This is a genomic window from Hyphococcus formosus (genome assembly GCF_046736345.1).
Lineage (GTDB): Bacteria > Pseudomonadota > Alphaproteobacteria > Caulobacterales > Parvularculaceae > Hyphococcus > Hyphococcus formosus.
Genome location: NZ_CP157210.1, coordinates 2,834,482 through 2,857,827, shown reverse-complemented (window position 1 = coordinate 2,857,827; position 23,346 = coordinate 2,834,482). Strand labels below are relative to the sequence as shown.

General features: G+C 53.5%; 19 protein-coding genes and 1 pseudogene. 13 read left to right on the top strand and 7 right to left on the bottom strand.

What is annotated here, in order from left to right:
• Positions 1-14: 14 nt before the first annotated feature.
• Complete coding sequence (locus ABFZ83_RS13330; protein ID WP_411817044.1) at positions 15-2,465, top strand: DUF4175 domain-containing protein; 2,451 nt, start codon at positions 15-17, stop codon at positions 2,463-2,465.
• Here the strand turns inward: ABFZ83_RS13330 and ABFZ83_RS13325 are convergent.
• From ABFZ83_RS13325 to ABFZ83_RS13315, 3 genes and pseudogenes are all read right to left on the bottom strand, one after another.
• The gene (locus ABFZ83_RS13325) at positions 2,462-2,974 is read right to left on the bottom strand and encodes a phosphoribosyltransferase (RefSeq protein WP_411817043.1); all 513 of its coding nucleotides are present in this window, start codon (positions 2,972-2,974) and stop codon (positions 2,462-2,464) included. The two genes, ABFZ83_RS13330 and ABFZ83_RS13325, sit on opposite strands and share 4 nt — an antisense overlap.
• Before the next feature lie 80 nt (positions 2,975-3,054).
• Positions 3,055-4,461 carry a hypothetical protein gene (locus tag ABFZ83_RS13320; RefSeq protein ID WP_411818856.1) on the bottom strand — a complete coding sequence of 469 codons (1,407 nt, stop codon included), beginning with the start codon at positions 4,459-4,461 and terminating at the stop codon, positions 3,055-3,057.
• 12 nt (positions 4,462-4,473) lie between these two features.
• Positions 4,474-4,569 (bottom strand): annotated as a pseudogene (locus tag ABFZ83_RS13315) (zinc-ribbon domain-containing protein); the annotation flags it as partial.
• A gap of 80 nt (positions 4,570-4,649) precedes the next feature.
• Here ABFZ83_RS13315 and ftsE point away from each other — a divergent pair.
• The 5 genes from ftsE (at position 4,650) to ABFZ83_RS13290 (ending at position 8,650) form a co-directional block, all read left to right on the top strand.
• On the top strand, positions 4,650-5,345 hold the full coding sequence (ftsE, locus tag ABFZ83_RS13310) for a cell division ATP-binding protein FtsE (protein ID WP_411817042.1): 696 nt from the start codon (positions 4,650-4,652) through the stop codon (positions 5,343-5,345).
• Positions 5,342-6,274: a cell division protein FtsX gene (locus tag ABFZ83_RS13305; protein WP_411817041.1), complete on the top strand. Its 933-nt coding sequence runs from the start codon at positions 5,342-5,344 to the stop codon at positions 6,272-6,274. The genes ftsE and ABFZ83_RS13305 overlap by 4 nt, the downstream gene beginning before the upstream one ends.
• 89 nt (positions 6,275-6,363) lie before the next feature.
• Positions 6,364-6,948, top strand: coding sequence for a YdcF family protein (locus ABFZ83_RS13300; protein WP_411817040.1), 585 nt, complete (start codon positions 6,364-6,366; stop codon positions 6,946-6,948).
• A 3-nt stretch (positions 6,949-6,951) separates the two neighbouring features.
• On the top strand, positions 6,952-7,668 hold the full coding sequence (locus ABFZ83_RS13295; RefSeq protein WP_411817039.1) for a lysophospholipid acyltransferase family protein: 717 nt from the start codon (positions 6,952-6,954) through the stop codon (positions 7,666-7,668).
• A complete protein-coding gene (locus tag ABFZ83_RS13290; protein WP_411817038.1) occupies positions 7,661-8,650 on the top strand; it encodes a DUF2125 domain-containing protein in 990 nt (329 codons plus the stop codon). The genes ABFZ83_RS13295 and ABFZ83_RS13290 overlap by 8 nt, the downstream gene beginning before the upstream one ends.
• A gap of 5 nt (positions 8,651-8,655) precedes the next feature.
• Here ABFZ83_RS13290 and ABFZ83_RS13285 read toward each other — a convergent pair whose 3' ends face one another.
• Positions 8,656-9,009 carry a MarR family transcriptional regulator gene (locus ABFZ83_RS13285; RefSeq protein ID WP_411817037.1) on the bottom strand — a complete coding sequence of 118 codons (354 nt, stop codon included), beginning with the start codon at positions 9,007-9,009 and terminating at the stop codon, positions 8,656-8,658.
• Positions 9,010-9,106: 97 nt separating this feature from the next.
• Positions 9,107-10,477, bottom strand: a complete 1,371-nt coding sequence (locus tag ABFZ83_RS13280) for a leucyl aminopeptidase family protein (protein WP_411817036.1) — start codon at positions 10,475-10,477, stop codon at positions 9,107-9,109.
• 141 nt (positions 10,478-10,618) lie between these two features.
• Between ABFZ83_RS13280 and ABFZ83_RS13275 the strand changes: the two genes are divergently transcribed.
• The 5 genes from ABFZ83_RS13275 (at position 10,619) to ABFZ83_RS13255 (ending at position 15,300) form a co-directional block, all read left to right on the top strand.
• Positions 10,619-11,617 carry a tetratricopeptide repeat protein gene (locus ABFZ83_RS13275; RefSeq protein ID WP_411817035.1) on the top strand — a complete coding sequence of 333 codons (999 nt, stop codon included), beginning with the start codon at positions 10,619-10,621 and terminating at the stop codon, positions 11,615-11,617.
• Positions 11,618-11,712: 95 nt separating this feature from the next.
• Positions 11,713-12,930 carry an Nramp family divalent metal transporter gene (locus tag ABFZ83_RS13270; RefSeq protein WP_411817034.1) on the top strand — a complete coding sequence of 406 codons (1,218 nt, stop codon included), beginning with the start codon at positions 11,713-11,715 and terminating at the stop codon, positions 12,928-12,930.
• On the top strand, positions 12,930-13,673 hold the full coding sequence (gene pxpA / locus ABFZ83_RS13265) for a 5-oxoprolinase subunit PxpA (protein ID WP_411817033.1): 744 nt from the start codon (positions 12,930-12,932) through the stop codon (positions 13,671-13,673). The genes ABFZ83_RS13270 and pxpA overlap by 1 nt, the downstream gene beginning before the upstream one ends.
• The gene (gene pxpB, locus ABFZ83_RS13260) at positions 13,670-14,362 is read left to right on the top strand and encodes a 5-oxoprolinase subunit PxpB (RefSeq protein ID WP_411817032.1); all 693 of its coding nucleotides are present in this window, start codon (positions 13,670-13,672) and stop codon (positions 14,360-14,362) included. The genes pxpA and pxpB overlap by 4 nt, the downstream gene beginning before the upstream one ends.
• Complete coding sequence (locus ABFZ83_RS13255) at positions 14,359-15,300, top strand: biotin-dependent carboxyltransferase family protein (RefSeq protein ID WP_411817031.1); 942 nt, start codon at positions 14,359-14,361, stop codon at positions 15,298-15,300. Before pxpB ends, ABFZ83_RS13255 begins: the two co-directional genes overlap by 4 nt.
• On the opposite strand, the gene ABFZ83_RS13250 is transcribed toward ABFZ83_RS13255, so the two are convergent.
• Complete coding sequence (locus tag ABFZ83_RS13250; protein WP_411817030.1) at positions 15,262-16,812, bottom strand: BCCT family transporter; 1,551 nt, start codon at positions 16,810-16,812, stop codon at positions 15,262-15,264. The two genes, ABFZ83_RS13255 and ABFZ83_RS13250, sit on opposite strands and share 39 nt — an antisense overlap.
• A gap of 411 nt (positions 16,813-17,223) precedes the next feature.
• On the opposite strand from ABFZ83_RS13250, the gene ABFZ83_RS13245 reads away from it, so the two are divergent.
• Both ABFZ83_RS13245 and ABFZ83_RS13240 read left to right on the top strand, forming a co-directional pair.
• Complete coding sequence (locus ABFZ83_RS13245) at positions 17,224-20,307, top strand: TonB-dependent receptor domain-containing protein (RefSeq protein WP_411817029.1); 3,084 nt, start codon at positions 17,224-17,226, stop codon at positions 20,305-20,307.
• Between the two features lie 21 nt (positions 20,308-20,328).
• Complete coding sequence (locus tag ABFZ83_RS13240; RefSeq protein WP_411817028.1) at positions 20,329-21,543, top strand: M14 family metallopeptidase; 1,215 nt, start codon at positions 20,329-20,331, stop codon at positions 21,541-21,543.
• Between the two features lie 46 nt (positions 21,544-21,589).
• Here ABFZ83_RS13240 and ABFZ83_RS13235 read toward each other — a convergent pair whose 3' ends face one another.
• On the bottom strand, positions 21,590-23,191 hold the full coding sequence (locus tag ABFZ83_RS13235) for an N-acyl-D-amino-acid deacylase family protein (RefSeq protein ID WP_411817027.1): 1,602 nt from the start codon (positions 23,189-23,191) through the stop codon (positions 21,590-21,592).
• Positions 23,192-23,346 lie beyond the last annotated feature (155 nt).

The following is a 23,346-nucleotide window of genomic DNA, read 5'->3' as shown; positions in this document are numbered from 1 at the left end:
AAAGTGCAAGAAGTATGACGTCCGTGTTGGCACATGATTCATCAAAGCGGAAGCGCATTCCGGGCCGATCCGCGATTATCGCGGCGCGAGTTGTCTTATTCTGGGAAAAATTCTGGCCGGCAATTTTACCGGCATTGGCCATCCCCTTTGCCTATCTATTCATCAGTCTGTGTGACCTATGGCGTTACATTCCAGTCTGGGCCCATAGCTTAGGGTTAATTCTTGGGGCCTGCGGTTTTGGGTATCTCATTTTTCGAGACCTGAGAGGAATCGAGTTCCCGTCGCGGCGCGATGCGCAAGCCCGGCTGGAGGCCGATGGCGGCGTCACCCATGCGGCGCTTCAAGCCTTAGACGATCAACCGTTTACCAATGACGAAAATCAATCGCCTTTATGGCAAGCGCATCTTGCGGAAATGCGCGAACGCGCTGCGAAAGCGCGATTAGGGTCATTTGATACACATGCCTATGAACGAGACCCGCTAGGCTTACGGTTCATCGCCCTTGGCCTTTTATGGATTGGCTTCATCGCCGCCGGTGATCAGGCTGGCCAAAGAATAGCGTTGGGGCTGGCACCGACAGCGCATGGCGGATCTGGCGCGCTAGTCGCCGATTTATGGATCGAACCACCGGCATACACCAATCGCGCACCGATCTATTTACTGCGCGCCGGTGAAACCCCGCCAAAAGATATCGCACAGATCGACACGCCCGAGGGATCTTTATTGGTCGCACAGATCAATGGCACTGGCCGGGCGAAACTTAGCTATCGCACCGAACGGGAAAACATCCGTCCAGAAATCAACCGATCAGAACGCTCTAGCCGCACAACGATTGCCTTAGGGGAAAGCGGCCTTTTGGAATTATCCCTTAACGGGAACGAGACCAGCTGGCCGATCGCAATCATCGGCGATACAGAACCCTTAGTTTCTTTCGCAGAGCCGCCCGCACGAACCGATGATGCGCGTTTGGCATTTAGCGTATTGATGGAAGATGATTATGGGGTCAGGCAATCCCGATTGGTTCTACGGCTTGATCCTGATCAGGAACGCCCTCTCGACAGCCCGGCATTCACTGAAGCCGCCCTTGAAGAAAGGCGACATATCCCACTTGAAGGGGTGATGGGCCGCAATGGTGAACATCAAGTCACACTGGACCTTCAATCGGACCCATGGGCGGGATTGCAGGTATTTGCAAAAGTGATTGTAACCGACGGGGCGGGCCAGAATGGCGAAACGGAAGAAGCGCTCGTCACCTTACCGGCGCGATTGTTTTACAACCCGATTGCAAAATCGGTCATTGAACAACGCCAGACGCTTTCTGTCGCGGCAGATCAGTGGAAACGGGCCGCCCGGTCCTTCGATGCGATAACCCTCGCTCCGGACATTTTCTATAAGGACAAGCCAAAAGATTTCCTGTTGCTACGCTCCGCGTTTTGGCGGGTAATGCGCCAAAATGACGACGGCTTTGACGATGCGGTCGAAAAGTTTTGGCCGCTCGCACTGCAACTGGAAGATGAGGCACTGGAACTAGCCCGCCAGCGATTGGAAGCGGCGCAGGAAGCCCTGCGCCAGGCCCTTGAACGCGGCGCAAGCGACGCCGAGATCGAAAGACTGGTCGAAGAATTACGGCAGGCCATGAATGATTATCTGATGGCAATGGCGCAGTCCGGTCAGTCTACAGACGGTCAGATGCCGCAAGACGCACAACAGCTCGAACGCTCAGATCTCGACGATATGCTTGATGCTATTCGTGACCTCTCGGAACAGGGCGCATCAAACGCAGCGCGGCAAATGCTGTCGGAACTCGAGAACATGCTCAATAATTTACGCATGTCCCAAAGCGGCTCGGGCGGGTCAGGACGCGGGCAACCGGGCGAATCTGGGGAGGCCTCGGGCGGCGCGGCGGGGCAAGCGGGCGAGCTTATCGGCCGCCAACGCGAACTTGCGGATGAGGCCTTTCAGCAAGGCCAATCCGGTGGCGGCAATGGCGATGCTCTAGCCGGTGAAGAAGGCGAACTTGGGCAAGACCTCGACGCATTAATCGACGAACTCAGCGGCAATTTACAAGCCGATCCAAATGGTGAAGCGGGTCAAGCTCTAAGCCGTGCTCGGAACGCGATGCGTGAGGCGGAAAATGCTCTGCGTGGGGATGATTTTGGTTCGGCGAGTGACGCTATGGAGCGCGCGATTGCGGGATTGCGCGAGGGCGCAGACCAGCTGGCCCGAGAACAAAGACGCCAGGCCAATGGCGAAAGCGGTCCGGGTGAAGACGGTCAGCGCGGCCCTGCAACTGATCCGCTAGGCCGCCCCGCAGGACAGGCAGATGGCGATGGGGTCGAAGTACCGGGCCTTAGCGAAGCCGGTAAAACCCGCGCCGTTATTGACGAATTGCGCAAACGCCTTGGTCAGCCCGACCGCGATGAAAGCGAAGTCGAATATCTCGAAAGATTGCTGGAGCGGTTTTAGCCAGCGCCCAAAATCGGCACGCCGCGCTTACGACCGTCATCGTCCATCCCATAGCCGATCAGGAAATCATCGGCCTTGGCTTCGAACCCAATATAGTCGCAAGTGATATCTTCTGCGTGGCCGGTTTGCTTTTTCACAAAGACACAGGTTTTGACGTCTTTTGCGCCGCGATCAAGGATCATCCCCTTACCGAAATGCAAGGACCGGCCGGTATCCAACACATCGTCAACGAGCAGAACCGTTTTATCGGTCAGGTCAATCGAAAAATCCTTCAATAAGGTCACGACACCCGACGATGAGCGCGCGCCCCCATAAGACGACAACTGGATGAAATCCACATAAGGGTCTGAATTATGGCGATAGAGCGCCCGTAAAAGGTCCGCCGCAAAAATAAAAGCACCGGTCAGCACCGGTGCCATCAAAAAATCCGCAGGCAGATCACGTGCGATTTCTTGCGCCATTTCGTCGATCCGCGCGGCAATTTGGTCTTCAGTATATAATGTGCGCATTTCGCGCTCCCGTCATCCTGCTCGTGAAGGGAACTGTCTTAATCACCTTTTGGCCGAAATGCCAGTTTTGACCGTAAACCCTACTCGTTGACCGGCAAAAGGCTTTCCAAAACCGTCGAGGTCTCTGGCGCGAAAGAAAGGGCAACCTCTGTTACGCCGTCCGGTGCCGGAGCCCGCGTCACAAACTCGACCATACCATTCTCAAGAACCTGTGCCTCGCTAGCGGTGAAGGTCCAGCGCGCCAATAACTGACCGCGAGCACCAAGCGCCTCGGCCTGTAATAATGGCGTATTCACGACGCCGGCCGTTTCATTCTTTAATTGGCCCGTGATCTCGATTGTTGGTCCGTTTGTGGACATGGCAAGCCGGTGACGGACATTGTCAATCGCCAGCCCATAGGGGTTCGCCTCAATTCCGATAACAGCATAAGCATCAGCCGTACCCGGAGCAATTTTCACAATATCATCGCGATAAGTCACGATGCCATAGCAAACACCCGCAACAACAAAGAGCCAGACCGCCCACCCGAAAGCCCGGAATGGCGTCAAGCGGTTTTTCTCGCGCGCTTCCGCGCGACGACGGGCCTTGCGAATTGCAGATTCTAACTCGCGCGGCGTTACCTTTAATGTTGCAAAAAACTCTTCGTCGAGCGCATCAGGGTCTAGCGGACGCACATCTTCAAGGCGCGCAATTGCTGTTGCCCGGCGGCGTTGGTTCCTGATCCGACGACCAAAACCACGCTCAAGCGGGCCTTCATCCTCGACGTCTTCCCAATCCGCATCAACAACGCGGTAATCAACTTCATCATCGCCGTCTTCGTCGCGATAACGCTCATCATCGCGCGGATCATAGGGCTCGCGATCATCTTCCGCTTCTTCATCGCGGAATCGCAATGTTTCGCGACGCTCTTCGTCCCGGTTTTTGCGCTTTTTACGCGCGAAGAAAGGACGATTCTCTACATCGTCCTCTTCATCCTCGATGATAAATTGCCGTCCCTTGCGCCAGCCTTTTTCTGCGACTTCGTCATCATTGTCGCGTGAATGCCGAGACGTTTCCTTGTCTGTTTTCTTTCGATCGTCCGCGTAATCTTCATCGCGGCGGTCGTTTCTATTTTTACGTGCGCTTGATTCACGCTTTTCAGATCGTTCGAAAAGCTGATCGTCTTCGTCATCATCAGCATATTTCCGGCGACGCTCATCATCGCGATTATCGCGACGCGATTTCGACCGTACTGGGCCGCGATCCTCGTCATCATCATAATCACGCGTATCGCGACGTTTTTTTGCGCTCGATTTATAATTTCTGTCGTCGTCGCGATCATTGTCACGATCATCGCGACTTTCCCGATGGTCTCGATCATCATCAGGAATACCGACCCTAATCCGGCCAGAATCTTTTTTACCGCGGCGGGGCTTTTCCTCTTCCTTTTCAGGTTCAGGATCGGCCTTTTTCATCGGCTCAACATCAATCGGTTCCGGTGCGGGCACGAACCAGCTCTCGCCGCAGGAAGAACACCGCACTGAGCGCCCATTTGGGGAAAATCGCTCGTCATCGACATCGTAACGGGTGGTACAATCGGGACAGGTTATTATCATGACACGCCAGAATCATTTATGTGTTCACCAAGAGTGAAGCCGCGTAAGATCATGTGCTGCACACTCAAACCGGATGGATTATGGATACCGGAAAAGAAATCGTCAGATTCGAAAATGCCGGGCTTTCCTATGAAGGCGCGCCCGAAACCCTTAGCGATATCTCTTTGTCGCTGTCTGAGGGTGAGTTTCGTTTTCTGACCGGACCGTCCGGTGCAGGGAAAACGTCCCTGCTCAAAATGATTTATCTTGCACATCGACCGACGCGCGGGCGCTTCTTTCTGTTCGGCGTGGATGCCATGGCGGCCCCACGCGAGGCACTGCCCGCGCTGCGCCGACGCATTGGCGTCGTATTCCAGGAATTTAGACTCCTTGACCATCTCACCGCTTTCGAAAATGTCGCGCTCCCCATGAAAGTCGCTGGTGTTAACCAAAACCAATACCGTGAAGATGTAAGCGAACTCTTAAACTGGGTCGGTTTGGGGCACCGAATGGACGCAAAACCCCCAACTTTGTCCGGCGGAGAGAAACAAAGAGTGGCTTTGGCGCGGTCACTTGTCTCAAAACCGGACCTTATTCTCGCTGACGAACCGACGGGAAATGTTGACCCGGCAATGAGTGAACGAATTATGAAGCTCTTTGTTGAGCTCAATAAACTCGGCGCTTCCGTCATTGTCGCGACCCATGATCTTCATCTGGTGCAATCAATTGGTAAACCGGTGTTAAGAATTAATGATGGCGGTGTTTCCCATAGTGCCGGTGCGGGAGGCGCGTCATGAGCGAAGACGCAGAAGCAAGCGAAGACCAACCAAAGAAAAAACGGTTCGGATCACGCTCCGCGCCCTTATTGCCCGAAGCTGGCGCGGCGGGCGCGCCTTTGACCGCAGTGATTGCGATCATGTCGTTTCTGGCGGTACTCGCCATGGCTGCGCTTTTAATGGTCAATCGCTCAGCAAGCGAATGGACCTCGGCCCTACGATCAGAAATCACCGTTCAGGTTAAAGGCGACAGCCCTTCTGATATTGACGCCAGCGTTGCCGAAGCAATGCGCATTCTTCAAGAAACTGATGGCGTCATCGAAGCCAATATGCGGAGCCGTGAAGAATCCGCAAAGCTTCTTGAACCTTGGCTGGGCGAAGGCAACGCGGAAGTATTTCTGAATATCCCCGCCATTATCGAAGTCAGAGCAGATCCCTCCATCCGCGATAATATCGACCTTTTGCGTAACCGCCTGACCGCCGCCGCACCGGGCGCGAGCATTGATGATCACTCGCGATGGCATGACCGGCTATCCGGCGCAACTCGGTCGGGTCAGGCTTTGGCCTTGGCGATCTTTCTTCTTGTTATGGCCGCTGCCTGTGCGATTTCTGTTTTTGCAGCGCGCGCGGGGCTTGCGGCCAATCATGAAATTATTTCCGTGCTTCATCTTGTTGGTGCAACCGATGGCTTTATCGCTACCGAAGTCCAAAGGCGGTTTTTCATTCTCGGTCTTCGCGGCGCGCTTCTTGGTTTAGTAGTCGCGCTTGCCGTGTTGGGCCTTTTAGCGCTTGGCATGAAAGCAAGAATGGGCACCGATGGCTTTTTACCGACTTTTTCACTGAGTGGATGGGTCATTCTCTGGCTGGCCGTGGCCCCGATTGCGACCTGCCTTGTAACCGCGCTCACCGCACGGCTTACGGTATTAAAAACATTAGCCAATCAATATTAAGACAAGCGCTCTAGACCGGCCGTGGCAGGATCGGGTATCGTGGCGGCTGCGATGATTGCGGGTGCCACAGACTTGGGACGGGTAAAAACGTGAGACAGTTGATTTCAAGTCTTACCGGGATAGGCATTTTGTGGGCGATCGGCCTGCTGATCTTCGTCGCCAAATTACCACCGACGAACAATATGGCCCCAAATCAGGCAGACGGCATTGTCGTCTATACGGGCGGCGGCGGCGCGCGCATCGTTGCGGCGATGGATATTTTCGAAAAGGGAAATGGCAAGCGCTTGCTCATTTCCGGCGTCCATCCAAATACATCCCGCGCAAGATTATCGGAATTCTGGACTGGCGATCCTGATCGGTTTGACTGCTGTGTGGATCTGGGCCGCGAAGCCATGAGCACTAAGGGAAATGCGAGCGAGTTGAAAAACTGGGCCTCGACCCATGCTTTCACGCAGATCGTTCTCGTCACATCAGAATATCACATGCCGCGCGCAATCCTAGAGACCTCGTCCAAGATGCCCGATGCAAAAATCACGCCCTATGCGGTTTCTTCCGGCTATCTTGATAGCGATGGAAAACCGACATCGCTGAAATCCGGTCTCCGCCTCGCCGGTGAATATTCGAAATATTTGCTGGCGCATTTCAAAGGCTTTATCGACAGCATCGGCGCATAACCAATGCTTATCGCAATTCGCTCGCTCATTTTTACAATACTCCTGATTCTGAGCATCGCGGTCATGGGCATTATCTGCCTACCGATGATCATCAACAAAAACGCAGCGCGCAAAACCGTCCAGCTTTGGGCGCGTATTGCCCTATGGTTGCTGCACCATATTGCGGGCGTTAAACTGCACCTCGAAGGCAAAGAGAATATTCCGCAATCGGGTGCCATCATCGCCGCAAACCATCAATCTATGTGGGAGACAATCGCCCTTTATGCGCTGATGCCAAAACCGGTTATGATATTGAAGAAAGAGCTTCTCAACATACCGGTTTATGGATGGTGGGCGCGCGGGGCCGGGAATGTCGCCATTAACCGGCAGGACGGCGCAAAAGCGCTTCGCGCGATGACCAGACAAACCGTCGAGCATATTGAAGCTGGCGAGCAGGTCATTGTTTTTCCTGAAGGAACCCGTATTCCGCCGGGCGAACGCGCATCGATAAAACCGGGTGTTGCCGGGCTTTATGCGGCGACAAAAACCATTTGTGTACCCGTCGCCCATGATAGCGGCCGACACTGGTTGCATCCGGGGATCAAAAAGATACCGGGCACGATAACGATGCGTATTTTGCCGCCCATTCAACCGGGACTTGACCGCAAAAGCTTTACGGAAGAATTGCGCGGTTCATTAGAGCGCGCTCGACCGGACCTTGAGGATCAACGCCATGACTGAAGCGACAAAAAAACTCCGGCGTCGTTGGCTGTATGTTCCCTATGCGGTCGCGGGCATTATCGTCATCGCCTATTACTTTCTCTGGCAGGCCGGTGCCAGCGAGATGAAAAAGGCAATTGGAAACTGGGCGGCGGATCAACGCGAGATTGGGATTGATGTTCAGTATGATGCGCTGAAATCAGACGGGTTTCCGTTTTTCCTTCGCGTTCATGTAGAGAATCCGAAAATCATTACGCAGGGCGGCGAAATTTCTTGGTACACGGAACGCCTAAGCCTTGATGCCCTACCCTATGATTTGAACAAGCTGATTTTCTCGTCGCGCACCGAGCAAGTCACTTTTATCGATGGTTTCGGCGAATGGCGAACAACCGCCGAAGACTTTCGGTTTTCAATCGTCAATGACAAGGATCATGGATGGAAATTCGCAGCAACAATCAATTCCCTGCGCGCGAACCGCCCTCAGGATAACCAGACCGTCGAGCTTGAGACGCTACTGCTTGGCTTGATGCCCGAAACAGAAGGCGGATCAACGCTTGTTCTCAGCATGAAGCTTGAAGAGCTAACCAAGCTTCACGGACAAGAACGTATTGATCTCGCCAATATGCGTGCGCTTATCGCCCTCACCCAAACGGATTTGCTGGACGATCAAGCACTATGGAGAGAGAATGGTGGCGCACTCGTGATTTCCGGCCTCGAAGCACAGATAGAACAGTCGAAACTTGCGGTTGCTGGGCAAATTACGCTCGACGAAAATAACGCGCCTGCAGGCCAATTAAACACTGAAATCACTGCCCCTGCGGCAATGATCAAGGCGATTGAGAAACTTGATTTTTTATCGAAAGACGACGCCGAGCAATTATCGGCATCATTGACATTGGCCGCTATTGCGGGCGGCGGCAAAATTTCGAGCCCGATTGAATTAGAGAATGGTGCCGCCAGCATTGCCGGCACAAAAATCGCAGACCTGCCGCGATTTAAATAAAGGCCTTAGCCATACATCGCGTTCAGGCGCGGTTCTTCCGTATGGGTATCAACAAGCCGTGAAAAATTGTCGAGATAGATCGCGCCATCCGCAGTTTTTTGCACAATGACAATCCGTTTGTCATTGGCATCGCGAACACGTTTGATGAACCCAAGGATAGATAACGCGTCCAACGCACGAGAGATTGCCGGCTTCGGCACATTCAGATCCCGCGCCAAGGCCCGCACCGTATGTGGGCCGGGTTTCATATAAACGGACAGCAGGATCGCCCATTGCCGCATCGAGAGATCCGGCCCATCAGCGCGCACTGCGTCACACATTACTTCCCGCCAACTGGTTAGATTATCCGTCGCTGCCATGCTCGTTCTTACGCCTTAACGCCCGTTCTTTAATTTACTATGCTTGCAACCGTTCGGCCGCTCAGGGCAAGGGTATTATCGGCAAAGAAACGACAGATTACGCCGCGGGGTAGCGCGCGCTCAAAACATCGAACAATGCCCGGATTGCCTGCGCCTCGCCGCCGACCGGCCGGCCCGGCGCGGCTTTGGGCCGCCAGGCATAGATGTCAAAATGCATCCACCGGGCCGCATCTTCGGTGAATTTCCGCAAGAAAAGCGCAGCCGTAATCGATCCCGCAAAGGAACCGCCGGAAATATGGTTCACATCCGCAATAGAGGAAGCCAGCATCGCATCGTAATTACGCCAGAGTGGCATACGCCAAACCGGGTCCGCACAACGCGCCGCCGCTTGTTGTAACGCGCCCACAAGGGATTCGTCGTCACAATAAAATGGGGCCAGTTCAGGCCCGAGCGCTACCCGCGCGGCCCCCGTCAGCGTCGCCATTGAAATCATCAAATCCGGCTTTTCTTCTGCGCCATAGGCCAGCGCATCAGCCAGAATCAATCGGCCCTCGGCGTCTGTGTTACCAATTTCGACCGACAGGCCTTTGCGGCTTTGAAGAATATCGCTCGGGCGGAAGGCATTGCCGGAAATCGCATTTTCAACCGCCGGTACAAGCACCCGGAGGCGGACATTCAACTTTGCCGCCATAATCATGCCCGCCAGCGCAAGAACATGCGCACTGCCGCCCATATCCTTTTTCATGAGCGACATGCCAGCGCCGCCTTTGATATTGAGCCCGCCGGAATCGAACGCCACGCCCTTACCGACCAAGGTCAGTCGCGGCGCATCCGGCTCACCCCAACGCAGATCGATAAGACGCGGAGCCTCGCTCGCCGCACGTCCCACCGCATGCACCATAGGAAAGTTCTTAGCCAGGAGATCATCACCGGTGATGACGTCGATCTGCGCCCCGGCCCCTGCCGCAAGATTTCGGGCCACATGCTCAATCGCTGACGGTCCCATGTCGTTAGCAGGTGTATTCACAAGATCACGCACCGCCGAAACGGCTGTTGCCGCTCTGTGCACCGACGCGACATCCGTGCCCTTCGGCGCGATTAATCGGGCGACGGTCGGTTTTTGTTGTTTGTACCGATCAAAGCGGTAGGTCCCCATCAACCAGCCAAGGGCGAGCAAAGCCGCTTTGTCAGGCTCGACATTTCCGGCGAGACTATAATCGCCCTTGGGCAGACGTTCTGATGCCGCCGCAGTTAAAAATGGATCACTTCCATCGCCCATGCCGAGCAAGATCGCTTTACCATCATTAAAGACGCCCCCAGCTTCGCCGTTAAAGCCATTTGCCTCCGCCAGCGATTTCAATCCGTCTGGCGCATCACATTCCTCAATGGCATTTTCATTGACGAGATAAATCGGAAGCGCCGCATTGGCTGCTTCTTGTTCATAGTCGATTAATAATTCCTGACGCATATTTAATCCGCTAACCTATCAATTCCGACAATCACCCTAAAACGGGTTTTAATTGTACATTATCCTTACGGTTAAGCCTTTATTGAACTCCTTGCGTCATCATCTGGACCAATCTAAGCGGAATTCATCGAGGCGCGACCCATGCTTAACGCATCTAGGCTTGTAAACAAATACGCAATTATCGCGGGTTCAGCAATTATGCTGTCTGCCTGTGCAACCACCCAGAACGCGGGTACGGAATCGGTCAGTAAATCCGAATATCGTGACGCGATTGGCGTTTATACAGATCCCGTTGTTGACGAGGGGATGGACCCGATTGCCGCTGCGGCATTTTGGGGTACGCGGTATAATACGGATCAATCGGACCCGGATATTACTGTCCGTTTCTCGCAATCTTTGCGGAAAATTGGTTCGAGCGACGAAGCTGTTTCTGTAATGCAGAAGTCATCGACACTGCACCCGGAAAACGCAAAAGTGAATCTCGAATATGGCAAGGTATTGGTCGAAAACGGCCGTGCATTTGAAGCTGTACGTTATCTTGAAACAGCCATAGCGAAATTGCCGAATGACTGGCGCGCCCTCTCAGCCTATGGCGTGGCGCTAGACCAAATCGGTGAACACGCCGCGGCGCGCAGCAATTACGACCGCGCTTTGGCAATGGCACCAAACGAAGTCATGCTACTCAACAATAAGGGGCTTTCATTCGCCCTCGACGGTAAACTCGGTCTTGCGAATACAACGCTACGCAAAGCGGCAGCAAATGCCGGTGGTGATTCACGCATTCGTCAAAACCTCGCATTGGTCCTCGCTCTTTCGGGCGAAATGCGCGAAGCTGAACGTCTTGCACGTTCTGACCTTCCGCCCATCGTTGCCGATAACAATATAGACGTTTACCGCCAAATGATGGCGCAACCCGCATATTGGGATGAATATGCATCCGGCAATGTAGAAACGCCTAACTTCGAGCCAGCCCCTGCGGCACCGCTCGCGCCGGAACCAAAACCGCAACTTCGCGAAGAGCGGAAAGAAGAACCAAAAACTCCGGACGGTGCGCCGATTGCATTGATCGAAGCCGCGCCGGTTACAAAAGCATCGACAACAGAAGATGCCGGTGTCGAACTAAAATCTGAAAACTACTAGGCGTATAAAAATCAATTATTTCAGAGCTGCCTTCTCTCGGGAAGGCAGCTTTTTTGTTGGGTGCAATTTCGCGCGGCCCACAGTAAAGTCTGCGAATGTTGAAAAGACTTCGCGCAATTGGCCCGGGGGCCCTTACTGCAGCTGCCTTTATCGGGCCGGGCACAGTCACAACGGCAACCGTTGCCGGCGCAACATATGGGTATGCGCTGGTCTGGACATTGGTATTCGCAACGATTGCCGCCATCATTCTTCAAGAAACCGCCGCTCGACTTGGGGTTATCGCACAGCGTGGCCTTGGTGAAGCGGTCATGGAACAGTTTACCGGGCGACCGGCGCTGAAATGGCCTGTGGCAGCACTGATTATTGGCGCACTCTTTATCGGTAACGCCGCCTATGAGGGCGGGAACATTGCCGGGGCGGTATTGGGCATAGAGGCCGCGCTTCCCGCGTTTTCCTCGCGTTCGGTGCTTGCTGCTGCAATCGCAATTTTTGCGGGCATAATATTGTTGTTCGGAGGATACCGCACCATTGAACGGGTACTGATTGTTGCCGTTCTGTTGATGACGCTTGCCTTTGCAACGGCGCTTTTCATCATAGGACCTGATTGGACCGCATTATTAAAAAGCGCCGCTATGCCGAAAATCCCTGCCGGCGCTCTCCCCCTCGTGATCGGCCTAATCGGCACGACAATCGTGCCTTATAATTTATTTCTTCATGCAGCCGCCGCAAAGAAACGCTGGCCCTCCCCTATGGGGCTGCGGGAAGCGAAATTCGACGCGAGATTATCGATCGGCGTTGGCGGTATTGTTTCAATACTTGTCCTTTCAACCGCAGCGGCGTGCCTTTTCGGCACTGGGCTAACGGTCAATAATGCCGCGGATATGGCGCGGCAACTCGAACCTGCATTCGGGACCGGCGCTACCTATTTGTTGGCGGCCGGACTATTTGCGGCCGGTCTATCATCAGCGATCACCGCACCGCTCGCGACTGGCTTTGCCGCATCGGAACTATTTGGGTTTCCCGCAGATCCCAAGAACATAAAATTTCGCGCAATCGCCGGAACCGTTTTGCTTTTTGGGACCATCGTTGCCGTTACGGGCGTGCGGCCCATCGAAATCATAATATTTGCGCAAATTGCGAATGGCGCATTGCTCCCGATCATTGCGGTGTTCCTGCTATATGCGGCCAACAATAAAAAACTGCTCGGCGAATATGCCAATGGTTGGCTTGCAAATAGCGCAAGCATTATTGTTGTTTTAATTGCCGCTGGCCTTGGCATAAGAGGAATTTTGCGCGCGATCGGAGTTATGTGATGCGATCAATCGATCTCAACGCAGATATGGGTGAGTATAACACCGAAAAAGAGAGACAAAATGAAGCCGCATTGATGCCGCTGGTCTCTTCTTGCTCGATTGCCTGTGGCGGTCACACGGGCACAGCAGAGACAATGCAGGCTACGGTACGACTTGCCAAATCCCATAGTGTTCGGGCGGGCGCGCATCCATCCTATCCCGACCAAGAGGGTTTTGGCCGGCGCAGCATCGACATACCGCGCGATCAATTAGAGGCCAGTCTGCGCACGCAAATCCTAAACCTCAAAAATATTCTAGATACGAATGGGCTAGAGGCCAATCACATAAAGCCGCATGGTGCGCTTTATAATGATGCAGCAAAGAATATTGATTTGGCGCGGCTGATCGCTCGTGCGAGCGGAAATACTGCACTGGTGGGCCCACCGGGTTCCGCGCTGGAACAGGCGGCATCTGAATCGGGGCTACAATTTTTCTCAGAAGGCTTTGTTGACCGTCGCTATTTGGCAAATGGCGCGTTAACACCGCGAAGCATGGACGGTGCGATCATCAAAGATGTTACCGAACGCGCAGCCCAGGCGACCGCCATCGCCCAACAAGAAAGCTTCAAGGCTGCGGATGGAGACTTGCGTCTCCGCGTTGATACGCTTTGCATTCACAGCGATTCACCCGGCGCTGTCGAAACCGCGACGCAGGTCCGGCATGCGCTTGAGACAAAAAGCTTTTCCATTCGGCCCTTTACATGAACAAAAATCGTTTTGACATAAAATCATTTGGTGAAAATGGTTGGATCGCGACCATTCACGATGATGCCGATCTCGTGGCTGATGCATTGTTCGTGAACACAGTCGCCAAGACTTTAAGAACCAAGCCCGGTATCATTGATGCGGTCGCCGGTATTGATAGCGTTACAATGCGCTATGCGCCAAGCGCGCTTTCAAATGACGCCGCGCAGATAACTTTAGTCGAGGCGATAGAAAATACGCCTACTGATTTTTCTGAGCCCACGACCACTATTGAAATTCCCATATGCTATGGCACCGAATATGGACCAGACACCGAAGAGATAGCAAACACACTCGGCCTTGAAAAAGGTGAATTAATTAAACTCCACGCCGCTTCGGCATACCGAGTTCTGGCGGTTGGGTTTGCGCCGGGCTTTGCTTATCTCGGCCCGACGGACGAAACGCTTCATTGTAATCGGCGCGACACACCGCGCCCTCAGGTTGCTGCGGGGTCCGTTGGAATTGCTGGAAACATGACCGGTATTTATCCCTTACCGTCGCCCGGTGGTTGGCACATCATTGGACGAACACCGATACCACTTTTTGATCCTTTGGCAGAGGAGCCGTTCATCTTTCACTCAGGCGCGGAAGTTCGTTTTCGGGAGATAACCGAAGATGAATTCGGCGCTCTTTCGGAAGCAAGTCGATGATTGCCACCGTTCTTAAATCCGGCCTTCACACGACGATCCAGGACCTTGGACGCACAGGGCAACGCCATTTCGGCATCCCTCAATCCGGTGCCGCGGACCCAATTTCATTCGCCTTAGCCAATGCTGCAATAGGCAATCCGCCAAACGCAGCAGCGTTGGAATGCACGTTAAACGGCCCGACAATTCGGTTCAGCGCAGAGTGTGAAATCGCGCTCGCTGGCGCGCCCATGAAGGCATTGCTCAATGACGAAGCATTGGAATTCTACCGCCCCATTAAAGTTTCTCCCGGCGATATATTATCAATCGGCGCGGCTCCGATTGGTGCACGCTGCTATATTGCATTCGCCAGCGGTCTTGCCGGGCAACGCTTCCTCAACAGCGTATCGACCTATCCCCCGGCGCTGATTGGCGGCTTGGACGGGCATCCGATCCGCGCAGATGACACGCTTTCTTTGATGGGGCTCGAAACCATCTCGCCAAAAGATATTCCTACGGACTATCGGCCGGTCATTGCGCATGATTTTTTCCTTCGCGCCCTCGAAGGGCCGGAATTTGAGCAACTCTCCGAAAAGTCACAGCGCCAGTTGTTTTCGGGCGCCTGGACTATTGGTCGGCGTGCGGACAGAATGGGGCTCCAGCTTGAGGGCAACCCCCTTGCGCTCGATACGCATAAACCGATGGCCAGTAGCGCGGTCTTCCCCGGTACGGTGCAATGTCCGGCGGACGGGTCACCGTTTTTGCTTTCGGTCGATGCACAAACGATCGGCGGCTATCCGCGTATTGCACAGATAATAGCGGCCGACCTGCCGCTATTGGGTCAAATGCGCCCGGGCGATAAATTATGGTTCCAAAAAATCACGCCTAGTGAGGCGCGCGACATTACCGCAACAAAATCGGCCCTATTGGGCGCTTACCTGCCCGGCGGGTTCGTCAGGTGAGGATGCCGGCTGACGCGCGGCACGCACTTCGTCGAGCCATGCCAGACGTATCCTGACGATGACGATGCCCATGGTTATCAAAATAAACAGGCCCGGCAACCCACCTAGGTTCGATAAAATACGGACCCCATCAATCCCCGTTGTGGATGTCATGATAAACGCGATTGCACCCACAAGAACGCCCCAAAATATCTTCATCTGATATTCAGCGTTCCTGCGCTCCTTGCTCGTCGTTCCCTTTAAACAAACGCCCGTAATCGAATGGGTGTTGGAATCCATTGCCGTGACGAAGGAAATAAATGTCAGGATAATGAACAATGAAATGATTATGGCGCTGAATGGAAAGGTTTCAAACAAAGCATAGATCACGGACTCCGGCCCTCGGCTTTCAAGCGCCGCAGAAAGCGCACCGCCGCCTGCGTCCGCGCCAATCGCCGCGCCGCCAAACACCGTCATCCAAACCGCACCAAAACAGGCGGGCGCAACCAGATTGAAGAGCACGAACTCGCGCACGGTATACCCGACCGAAATCCGGCCAAGGAAAAGTGCAGTAATCGGTGCCCAGGCAAGCCAATTTGCGAAATAGAAAACCGTCCAATCGCGCGTCCACGGATCACTTGCGCGCTCACCCAGCGCGAGGCTGCGCGGTATGAACTTCGTTACATATTCAACCAGGCTTTCCGCCCCCAATGCGAGAATATTCCCGGTCGGCCCGACAATCAGCACAAAGGCAACCAAGGCAAAGAAGAACTTCGTATTGAGGTCGGAGAGAATTTTTATGCCGCGCTGAACACCGCTGATTGATGACAGCACAAAGACGGAAACGATCAGCGCCATCATGACAAAGCGCAAGAAGGTTGTGTCGTGTAAGCCAGACACCGTTTCAATGCCGCTTGATAAGGTCATGACCCCCGCACCAAGTGATGCGGCAACGCCCGCCACCAATGCGTAAAGCCCGACCGCATCAATTACCGCGCCGGATTTACCGAGCGCCGCACGGCCAAACACCAAAGAGAGAGGACCACTCAAAGAATAAGGGCGACCCAGATTATAATGCGCCAAGGCAAATGCCAGCGCGGGAACCGAATAAATCGCATAGGGCGTGAACGTCCAATGCATGAACATGGACGAGACCGCAAAGCTTTCCGCCCCTTCTGAATGGGGTGCGACCCCGGAAAACTCCGGCGGACCATTCATATGGAACATCGGCTCCGCCGCGCCCCAGAACAAAATTCCGATGGCAATCGTGGTGCATAATGTAATCGAGAACCAATTCCACCGGCTGAGGATAGGCTTGGCCGAGGGGCCACCAATTCTGACGCTGCCCAGTGGCGAAAACACTACCCAAACGATCAAGCCAACCGCCGCAAAGGAGGCGTAACTGAACAGCCAATCGAAATGCGTAAGCAACCACCCATTGGCCGCGCTCACGGAGCTGTGAAAACCGTCAAAATCGATAAGGCTAAAAATAAGCGCGCCGGTCAGCAAAATCACTGGCGGCCAAAATACCAAGGGGCGGGTTTTTTCTATGACTTGATGAAAAATTGCCTTCCTCACTCTCAGAAAATTACGACGCCTACGCCTTATTCAATATCGACCCACAGGATACATCTTTGTTCATAGCATTATAACCTGCGGTTATACACGCTTAGGCTACACATAACATAACTTACAATTTCCACATGTTTATTGGCGCATTTATAACACACCCTGCCTTTATACGACGAAACGATTTCATTTTTCGTGGACAGCGCAGCACAATCGATCACAACTAAACGTGGTGCTGCGCGTCCAGAGATCACAAAAGAATAACGCGCACCACCAAAACCAATTTGGCAAGGGAGCAGGTCAGGAATCGCCGCAAAGGCGCACACTCCTTATCTGTCTTTTGCCCAATAAGACGCGCATGAGGGAAAACATAATATGCGAAATTCAATCAAAACGAAGTTACTGCTTTCCGCGGCACCGGCGTTTGCATTCATGTCCGGCGTTTCCGTAGCACAAGATGCTCCGGCCGCCGATGAAGATGTTATTGTTGTCACCGGGACAAATATTCGTGGAGCACGCATCAACGAGGCCCTCCCGGTAACGGTGATCGGCGCAGACGATATTGCGGCTGTTGGCGGTATCGACGGCGAAGATCTTGTTGCCGCGCTGCCGGCACAAGGCGCAACAGAATTCCGCGACGACAACAATAGTACGGTCAACAACGCGCGCGGTGACGTTTCATCGATCAACCTGCGCTCGATTGGCTCCAGCGGTACGCTGGTCTTGCTGAATGGCCGCCGCGTCGTGGCCCACCCCGGCACGCAAGCGGAACTCTCGACACCAGTGGTCACAACCAATGTGAACGCCCTGCCCGTATCGAATATCTCACGCGTTGAGGTGTTGAATGATGGCGCATCCGCGATTTACGGCACCGATGCCGTTGCCGGTGTGTTCAACACAATTCTCGACGATGATTACGAAGGATTGGCGCTTTCAGTACGCCATGGAACTGCCGAAGACACGGAACTAGACGAACAAAGCTTCCGTCTTCAGGCCGGCAAGACCTTCAATGACGGCAAGACCAATATCAATTTTTCGGCTGAATATTCGCGTCGCGATGGCCTTTTCGCAAGCGAGCAAGACTTTTCGGCCAGCAACGATCTGCGCCCCTTCCTGGAGGGCGGATATTTTGAAGGCGATGTTTCTTTCGACAACCGCTCGACACGCTCGCCTTGGGGCCAGTTTACGCTGAACACAACCTCATCGACCCGTGTCCGCCAGAATGGTGAAATCCTGACGACGTCCGGCGGAAGGTTTCACATTCAGCCAGATACATTGGCTGGCTGCCGCGGCACGACCGCAGATGATCTAGCCACCGATGGTATCTGCATTGATGACAGCTCGCTAAATCGGGAACTACGCTATGACGCTGGCCCTGTTCGCCAGATCATTTCTGACCGCGATCGCTTTAATGCGTTTGCTTTCCTGAACCACGACATGGACAATGGCGTTCGGGTTTATGGTGAGTTTGGCTATTACTACGCTGAAACTGACAGCACGCTCGAAGCATCTACGCCGATTGCTAGCGGTGATATCGTAATCCCCGCGAACAATTACTGGAACCCATTCGGTCCGGTTACTTTCTCAGATGGTTCCGCCAATCCAAACCGCCTTCCTGGCCTTGAAAATGTGCCTGCTGAAGGGCTGCCGGTTTATGTTGACGGTGCACGCTATCGCCTTGTCGATCTTGGACCGCGCCATATCAATGTGAAAAACACATCTTGGCGCGCGCTCTTGGGCGCGAAAGGTCAAGTGCGCCAGTCTAACTGGGACTTTGACACCGCGCTGCTTTATTCGCGTGCGAAAACCGACGACATGACTGACGGACGGGTTTCATCGACCTTGTTCCAACAGGCTTTGGCGAATGAAACACCTGACGCCTATAACATGTTCAATGGCGCAGACCTCACCAACTTCTCGCTCGATTCCACACCGAACCCGCAATCAGTGATCGATCCCTTCATGATTGACGTTCAACGCCTGAGCCAGACTGAACTTGCCGTCGGCGATTTCAAGCTGACCAATGGCGGTCTATTCCAGCTACCGGGCGGCGGCGTTGGTGTCGCGCTTGGTGTTGAAGGCCGTTATGAGGCGTATAAAGAAGATCGTGATGATCGTCTTGATGGTACGATTACATTTACCGATATGGTGACCGGGCAAGAAATTCTCAGCGATGTAATGGGCTCCAGCCCGACGCCTGATTCATCTGGTTCGCGCACCGTATGGGCCGGCTTCGTCGAAACATCGATCCCGGTCATTAGCCCTGAGATGGGTATCCCGCTGATCAACACGTTCGATATTCAGGCGGCTGCGCGCTATGAATATTATTCCGACTTTGGCGGTAGCGGTATCAAGCCTCGGGTCGCGGCGGCATGGAAACCTGTGGACTTTATCAAGTTCCGTGGCGCTTGGTCGCTTGGCTTCCGCGCTCCAAACCTCTACGTGGTCAATGAAGAGGTCTTCCGTTCAAATACACGTACCGATGCAGTCTTCTGTCACGCTGGCGTCGAAAACGGTACCTTCGCCGACTATAGCGATTGCGAAGGGTTCACGGAGTCGCGGCAGGAGCGGCGGACGGTTGATCCGGATATCGGGCCTGAGGATGACCGCAACCTGACCTATGGCTTCGTGTTTGAACCACGCGGTCTTGACGGTGCATTGTCCTTCCTGAACGGTCTGACAATCACGATGGACCGTTGGGACATCCAGCGTAAACGCGTTGTCGGCGTCTTCGGTGGTCAGAACCATATCAGCCTTGATCTGGTTCAGCGCCTCAATGGATCATCAAACCCGAATGTTGTTCGTGCGGATCCGAACGAAGATGATATCGCATTCTTCGCCGGTACAGGTATTACCCCGGTCGGTGATATCCTGTTCATCAACGACACCTATGACAATAACGAGAATATCGATGTCGCGGGTACCGACTTCGCGCTTTATTATTCCTTCGGTGGTTCAGCGGTCGGTGATTTCGACATCAAGTTCAACGCAACGAAATTGCGTGAGTTCTTTGTCAGCCTTTCACCGGGATCAATCGCCATTGCTGATGCGATCGATAGTGGCCAGATTTCAAATGAAATTGATGTTGCACAAGAAGGCGACATCATTCTTGAAAATGGTCAGCCAAAATGGCGTCTTGGTGCAAACCTGACATGGCGTCATGATAGCGGCCTCGGTATGGGTGCGCGCGTCAATTATATTGGCCGCTTTATCGATACCGGTGCAGGTCTCAATCCAGACGATGAACCATTCATCGTAACACCTTGGGTGACGACTAATCTTTATGCGCAATACGAACTTGAGGACGCTGGCGTTCTCAGTGATACTCGTTTCCGTTTCGGGGTAAACAATATCTTCGACAAAGAGCCCCCACTTGCCGACGAAAGAAATGGATATGATGCATCTTACCATAGCGCCCGTGGTCGTTACCTTTATATCGACGTACGGAAATCATTCTAATCAACTTAAAGCGTGGCGCTCATGATGAGCGCCACGGTATTGCGCCGTGTGAATCTCTGCTCTCAGAACATTCGCACGGCATTTTTATTGCTTGCAATTGCGTTCACATGCACCGGCAACGCCTACGCGAAACCAGCGAAAGCGCAATCCGGACCGGAATGCCAATACGAAAATGTTTCCTTTACCGCCCGGTTTGATGGCGGCCGTCTAAATGAGTGTTTTCAAAAAGGAAAACGTCATTTTGTTCTGACGATTACGCCAGAAGCAACACCAATAAACCCAAGCCCTTGGTACGCATTCGACGTCACGACGAAATCAGAACGAGACGTAAAAATCACCCTTGAATATGGGGATTTTTGGCACCGCTACGACCCCAAAATCTGGACGGAAGAGACCGGCTGGCAAGCCTTGCCAAGCAAGCTCAAAGTGCATGATGACGGCAAGCGCGCCACGTTCAAGATCAAAGACCTTGACGGTACGCTCCGCATTGCGGCCCAGCCCATTATATTACCCAGCGATACGAATGGCTGGCTCAAAGCGCTTGCAAACCATGACCAGGCTGAATTCCAGAACATCGGAGAATCCGCACAGGGACGAAATATATTCGCGCTTAAATCCGGACAGGATCTCGATCATTGGTTACTCCTGATCGGCAGGCAACACCCGCCGGAAACGACAGGGGCTGTTGCGATGAAGGCTTTTGTCGAACGGCTTTATCGCGATGAATCAATGGCGAATGAATTTCGCCAGAAAGTCGGGCTTGTCACAATTCCCATGCTAAACCCCGATGGCGTTATCGCAGGCAACTGGCGATTAGAATCTTCGGGGCTAGATCTCAATCGGGATTGGGGGCCGTTTACGCGACCTGAAAGCCAATTAGTACGTGATCTGATTGCGGAGAAAATAGACGCGGGGCAATCGCTGATTGCCGGGCTCGATTTTCATTCCACTCGCCGCGATATTCTGTACACCCAACCGGATAGCCCAGAACCCAAGGGCATGATCGTTAAAGCATGGCATGAAGCGATCAATGAGCGTCTGGTCGCTGCGGGGCATGATCCGATTGTCCGGGATGCCAATCACAATAGCGAAAAACCGACATTCAAAACCTGGATAAATGTTGCCTATGACATTCCCGGTGTCACGGTTGAGCTTGGTGACAAAACTGATTTTGAACGCATAAACCTAATCGGTGAAATCGCCGCAGAAGAGCTAATGCGGCTATTGATTGACTAGCGGATTTGGGTGGGCGGAAAAATTTCCGCTCACCATTTACACTTGCCTATTGCTGTCCCCGTAATAATAGGCGTCCATGCTGCGTTTCCGTGACCTTCCCGTCATTGATTGCGAGCGAGCCATTCACCAGTACAAATTGCATGCCCGCGGCCATGGCTTCGGGCTTTTGATAGGTCGCCGTATCATTGATAGTGGCGAGGTCAAAAACGACGATATCTGCGTAGTTTCCTTTTGTGAGGGTACCACGTTTTTCAATGCCGTGGACTTCAGCCGTTAAAGAGGTTGCGGCACGGACCGCATCTTCAAGCGATACCGTATCACGCTCCAAAACATAACGACGAATTTTGCGCGGAAAGGCACCAAAAGAGCGAGGGTGTTCAAGCCGACTGCCGGGTTCTGACAGCGTTCCGTCAGAGCTTGTCATGGTCCAAGGCTGCTTCATGATCGCTTCAAGGTCTTGTTCGCTCATATTGAAGGAAATGATCGACGGGCTGTCATTGATTAAAAGCTCAATTGCAGCATCCAAAGGATCAAGCCCCATGTCCTCGGCGATTTCATCAAGGCGCATACCCACATAGTCGGGGTTGGGCGCGTAATTCCGGATCATGATTGCGCCCGCCCCCGCGCGGCGTTCGAGATTGGTCGCCATCTCTGATCTAATCTTCGCTCTCTGTACTGGGTTATACAGTCTGCGGATCATTTCCTGGTCGCCACCATTTCTTGCCCAACCGGGGACCAACGCGGCCTTTAGCGACGTTCCCGACGCGGTATAAGGATATTGATCCGCCCACACCGAAACACCCTCGCGGCGCGCGTTCTCTATTAGCGCGATCGCATCTGATGACTTACCCCAGACTTGTGGGCCAAGCATTTTCATATGGGTGACGATGCCCGTTATTCCCGTTTGCCGCGAAATCTCAATCACCTCTTCGATAGCGGCCAAGACACCGATATCGTAATTCGATTCATCGCGGATGTGGCTTGTGTGAAACGCAACCGGATAATTCGCCGCGACCGACGCAAGCCCTATGATCTCTTGCGTCTTGGAATATTTCCCCGGCGTATAGAAAGGCCCCGATGATAGCCCCAGCGCCCCTGCCTCCATCGCATCTTTCACGAGCCCTTCCATCGCGGCTTGCTCCGCCATGGTAGGTTCCCGATCTTCTTCGCCCATGATTTCGCGCCGCACGGCGTTATGGCCAATAGCCAAAGCCGTATTGACCCCGGGTCGGTTAGATTTCAGATTCTCGATTTGCGGTGCCAATCGTGATGGGCCACCACCATCCGGATTAAGGATCACCGTTGTGATACCTTGATATAATAGCTGTGGTGCGGGCGCTAATGATGCGGTTTCAATACCCGGTGCCGCATGAGCGTGGGGGTCTATGAAACCCGGCGCAACAATAAGGCCCGCTGCGTCGATGATTTGTTTTGCATCACCATCTACATCACCGATTGCTTCGATCTTATCGCCGACAATCGCGATATCGGCGCGAAACTGCGGCGCGCCCGTCCCGTCTATGACTTCACCACCACGGATAATAACGTCATATTGAACTGGGCTTTCAGTGCATCCAAGCAGCAATGCACTCGCGCCGAGGGCAGCCCCCGTAATTTTTGCCGTTAATTTCGCAATGTCGATCTTCATGCCCGTCGCTCCCAGCAATATCGGCGATTTCGCCCAAGGCGAACCAATTTGCGAATCTTCATGGGGTTCATGATCCGGTCAACCGGGAAGTATGACCATGATTTAGCGTATCCATAACCCGCGGGTATAGGCGGCAACTTATAATGTTGAGCCGC

What these genes read in the sequence shown, in the direction of transcription:
- ABFZ83_RS13330 (WP_411817044.1), top strand. Translation starts at nt 15, where the DNA reads ATGACGTCCGTGTTGGCACATGATTCATCAAAGCGGAAGCGCATTCCG.
- ABFZ83_RS13325 (WP_411817043.1), bottom strand. Translation starts at nt 2,974, where the DNA reads ATGCGCACATTATATACTGAAGACCAAATTGCCGCGCGGATCGACGAA.
- ftsE (WP_411817042.1), top strand. Translation starts at nt 4,650, where the DNA reads ATGGATACCGGAAAAGAAATCGTCAGATTCGAAAATGCCGGGCTTTCC.
- ABFZ83_RS13305 (WP_411817041.1), top strand. Translation starts at nt 5,342, where the DNA reads ATGAGCGAAGACGCAGAAGCAAGCGAAGACCAACCAAAGAAAAAACGG.
- ABFZ83_RS13295 (WP_411817039.1), top strand. Translation starts at nt 6,952, where the DNA reads ATGCTTATCGCAATTCGCTCGCTCATTTTTACAATACTCCTGATTCTG.
- ABFZ83_RS13290 (WP_411817038.1), top strand. Translation starts at nt 7,661, where the DNA reads ATGACTGAAGCGACAAAAAAACTCCGGCGTCGTTGGCTGTATGTTCCC.
- ABFZ83_RS13285 (WP_411817037.1), bottom strand. Translation starts at nt 9,009, where the DNA reads ATGGCAGCGACGGATAATCTAACCAGTTGGCGGGAAGTAATGTGTGAC.
- ABFZ83_RS13280 (WP_411817036.1), bottom strand. Translation starts at nt 10,477, where the DNA reads ATGCGTCAGGAATTATTAATCGACTATGAACAAGAAGCAGCCAATGCG.
- ABFZ83_RS13275 (WP_411817035.1), top strand. Translation starts at nt 10,619, where the DNA reads ATGCTTAACGCATCTAGGCTTGTAAACAAATACGCAATTATCGCGGGT.
- ABFZ83_RS13270 (WP_411817034.1), top strand. Translation starts at nt 11,713, where the DNA reads ATGTTGAAAAGACTTCGCGCAATTGGCCCGGGGGCCCTTACTGCAGCT.
- pxpA (WP_411817033.1), top strand. Translation starts at nt 12,930, where the DNA reads ATGCGATCAATCGATCTCAACGCAGATATGGGTGAGTATAACACCGAA.
- pxpB (WP_411817032.1), top strand. Translation starts at nt 13,670, where the DNA reads ATGAACAAAAATCGTTTTGACATAAAATCATTTGGTGAAAATGGTTGG.
- ABFZ83_RS13255 (WP_411817031.1), top strand. Translation starts at nt 14,359, where the DNA reads ATGATTGCCACCGTTCTTAAATCCGGCCTTCACACGACGATCCAGGAC.
- ABFZ83_RS13245 (WP_411817029.1), top strand. Translation starts at nt 17,224, where the DNA reads ATGCGAAATTCAATCAAAACGAAGTTACTGCTTTCCGCGGCACCGGCG.
- ABFZ83_RS13240 (WP_411817028.1), top strand. Translation starts at nt 20,329, where the DNA reads ATGATGAGCGCCACGGTATTGCGCCGTGTGAATCTCTGCTCTCAGAAC.
- ABFZ83_RS13235 (WP_411817027.1), bottom strand. Translation starts at nt 23,191, where the DNA reads ATGAAGATCGACATTGCGAAATTAACGGCAAAAATTACGGGGGCTGCC.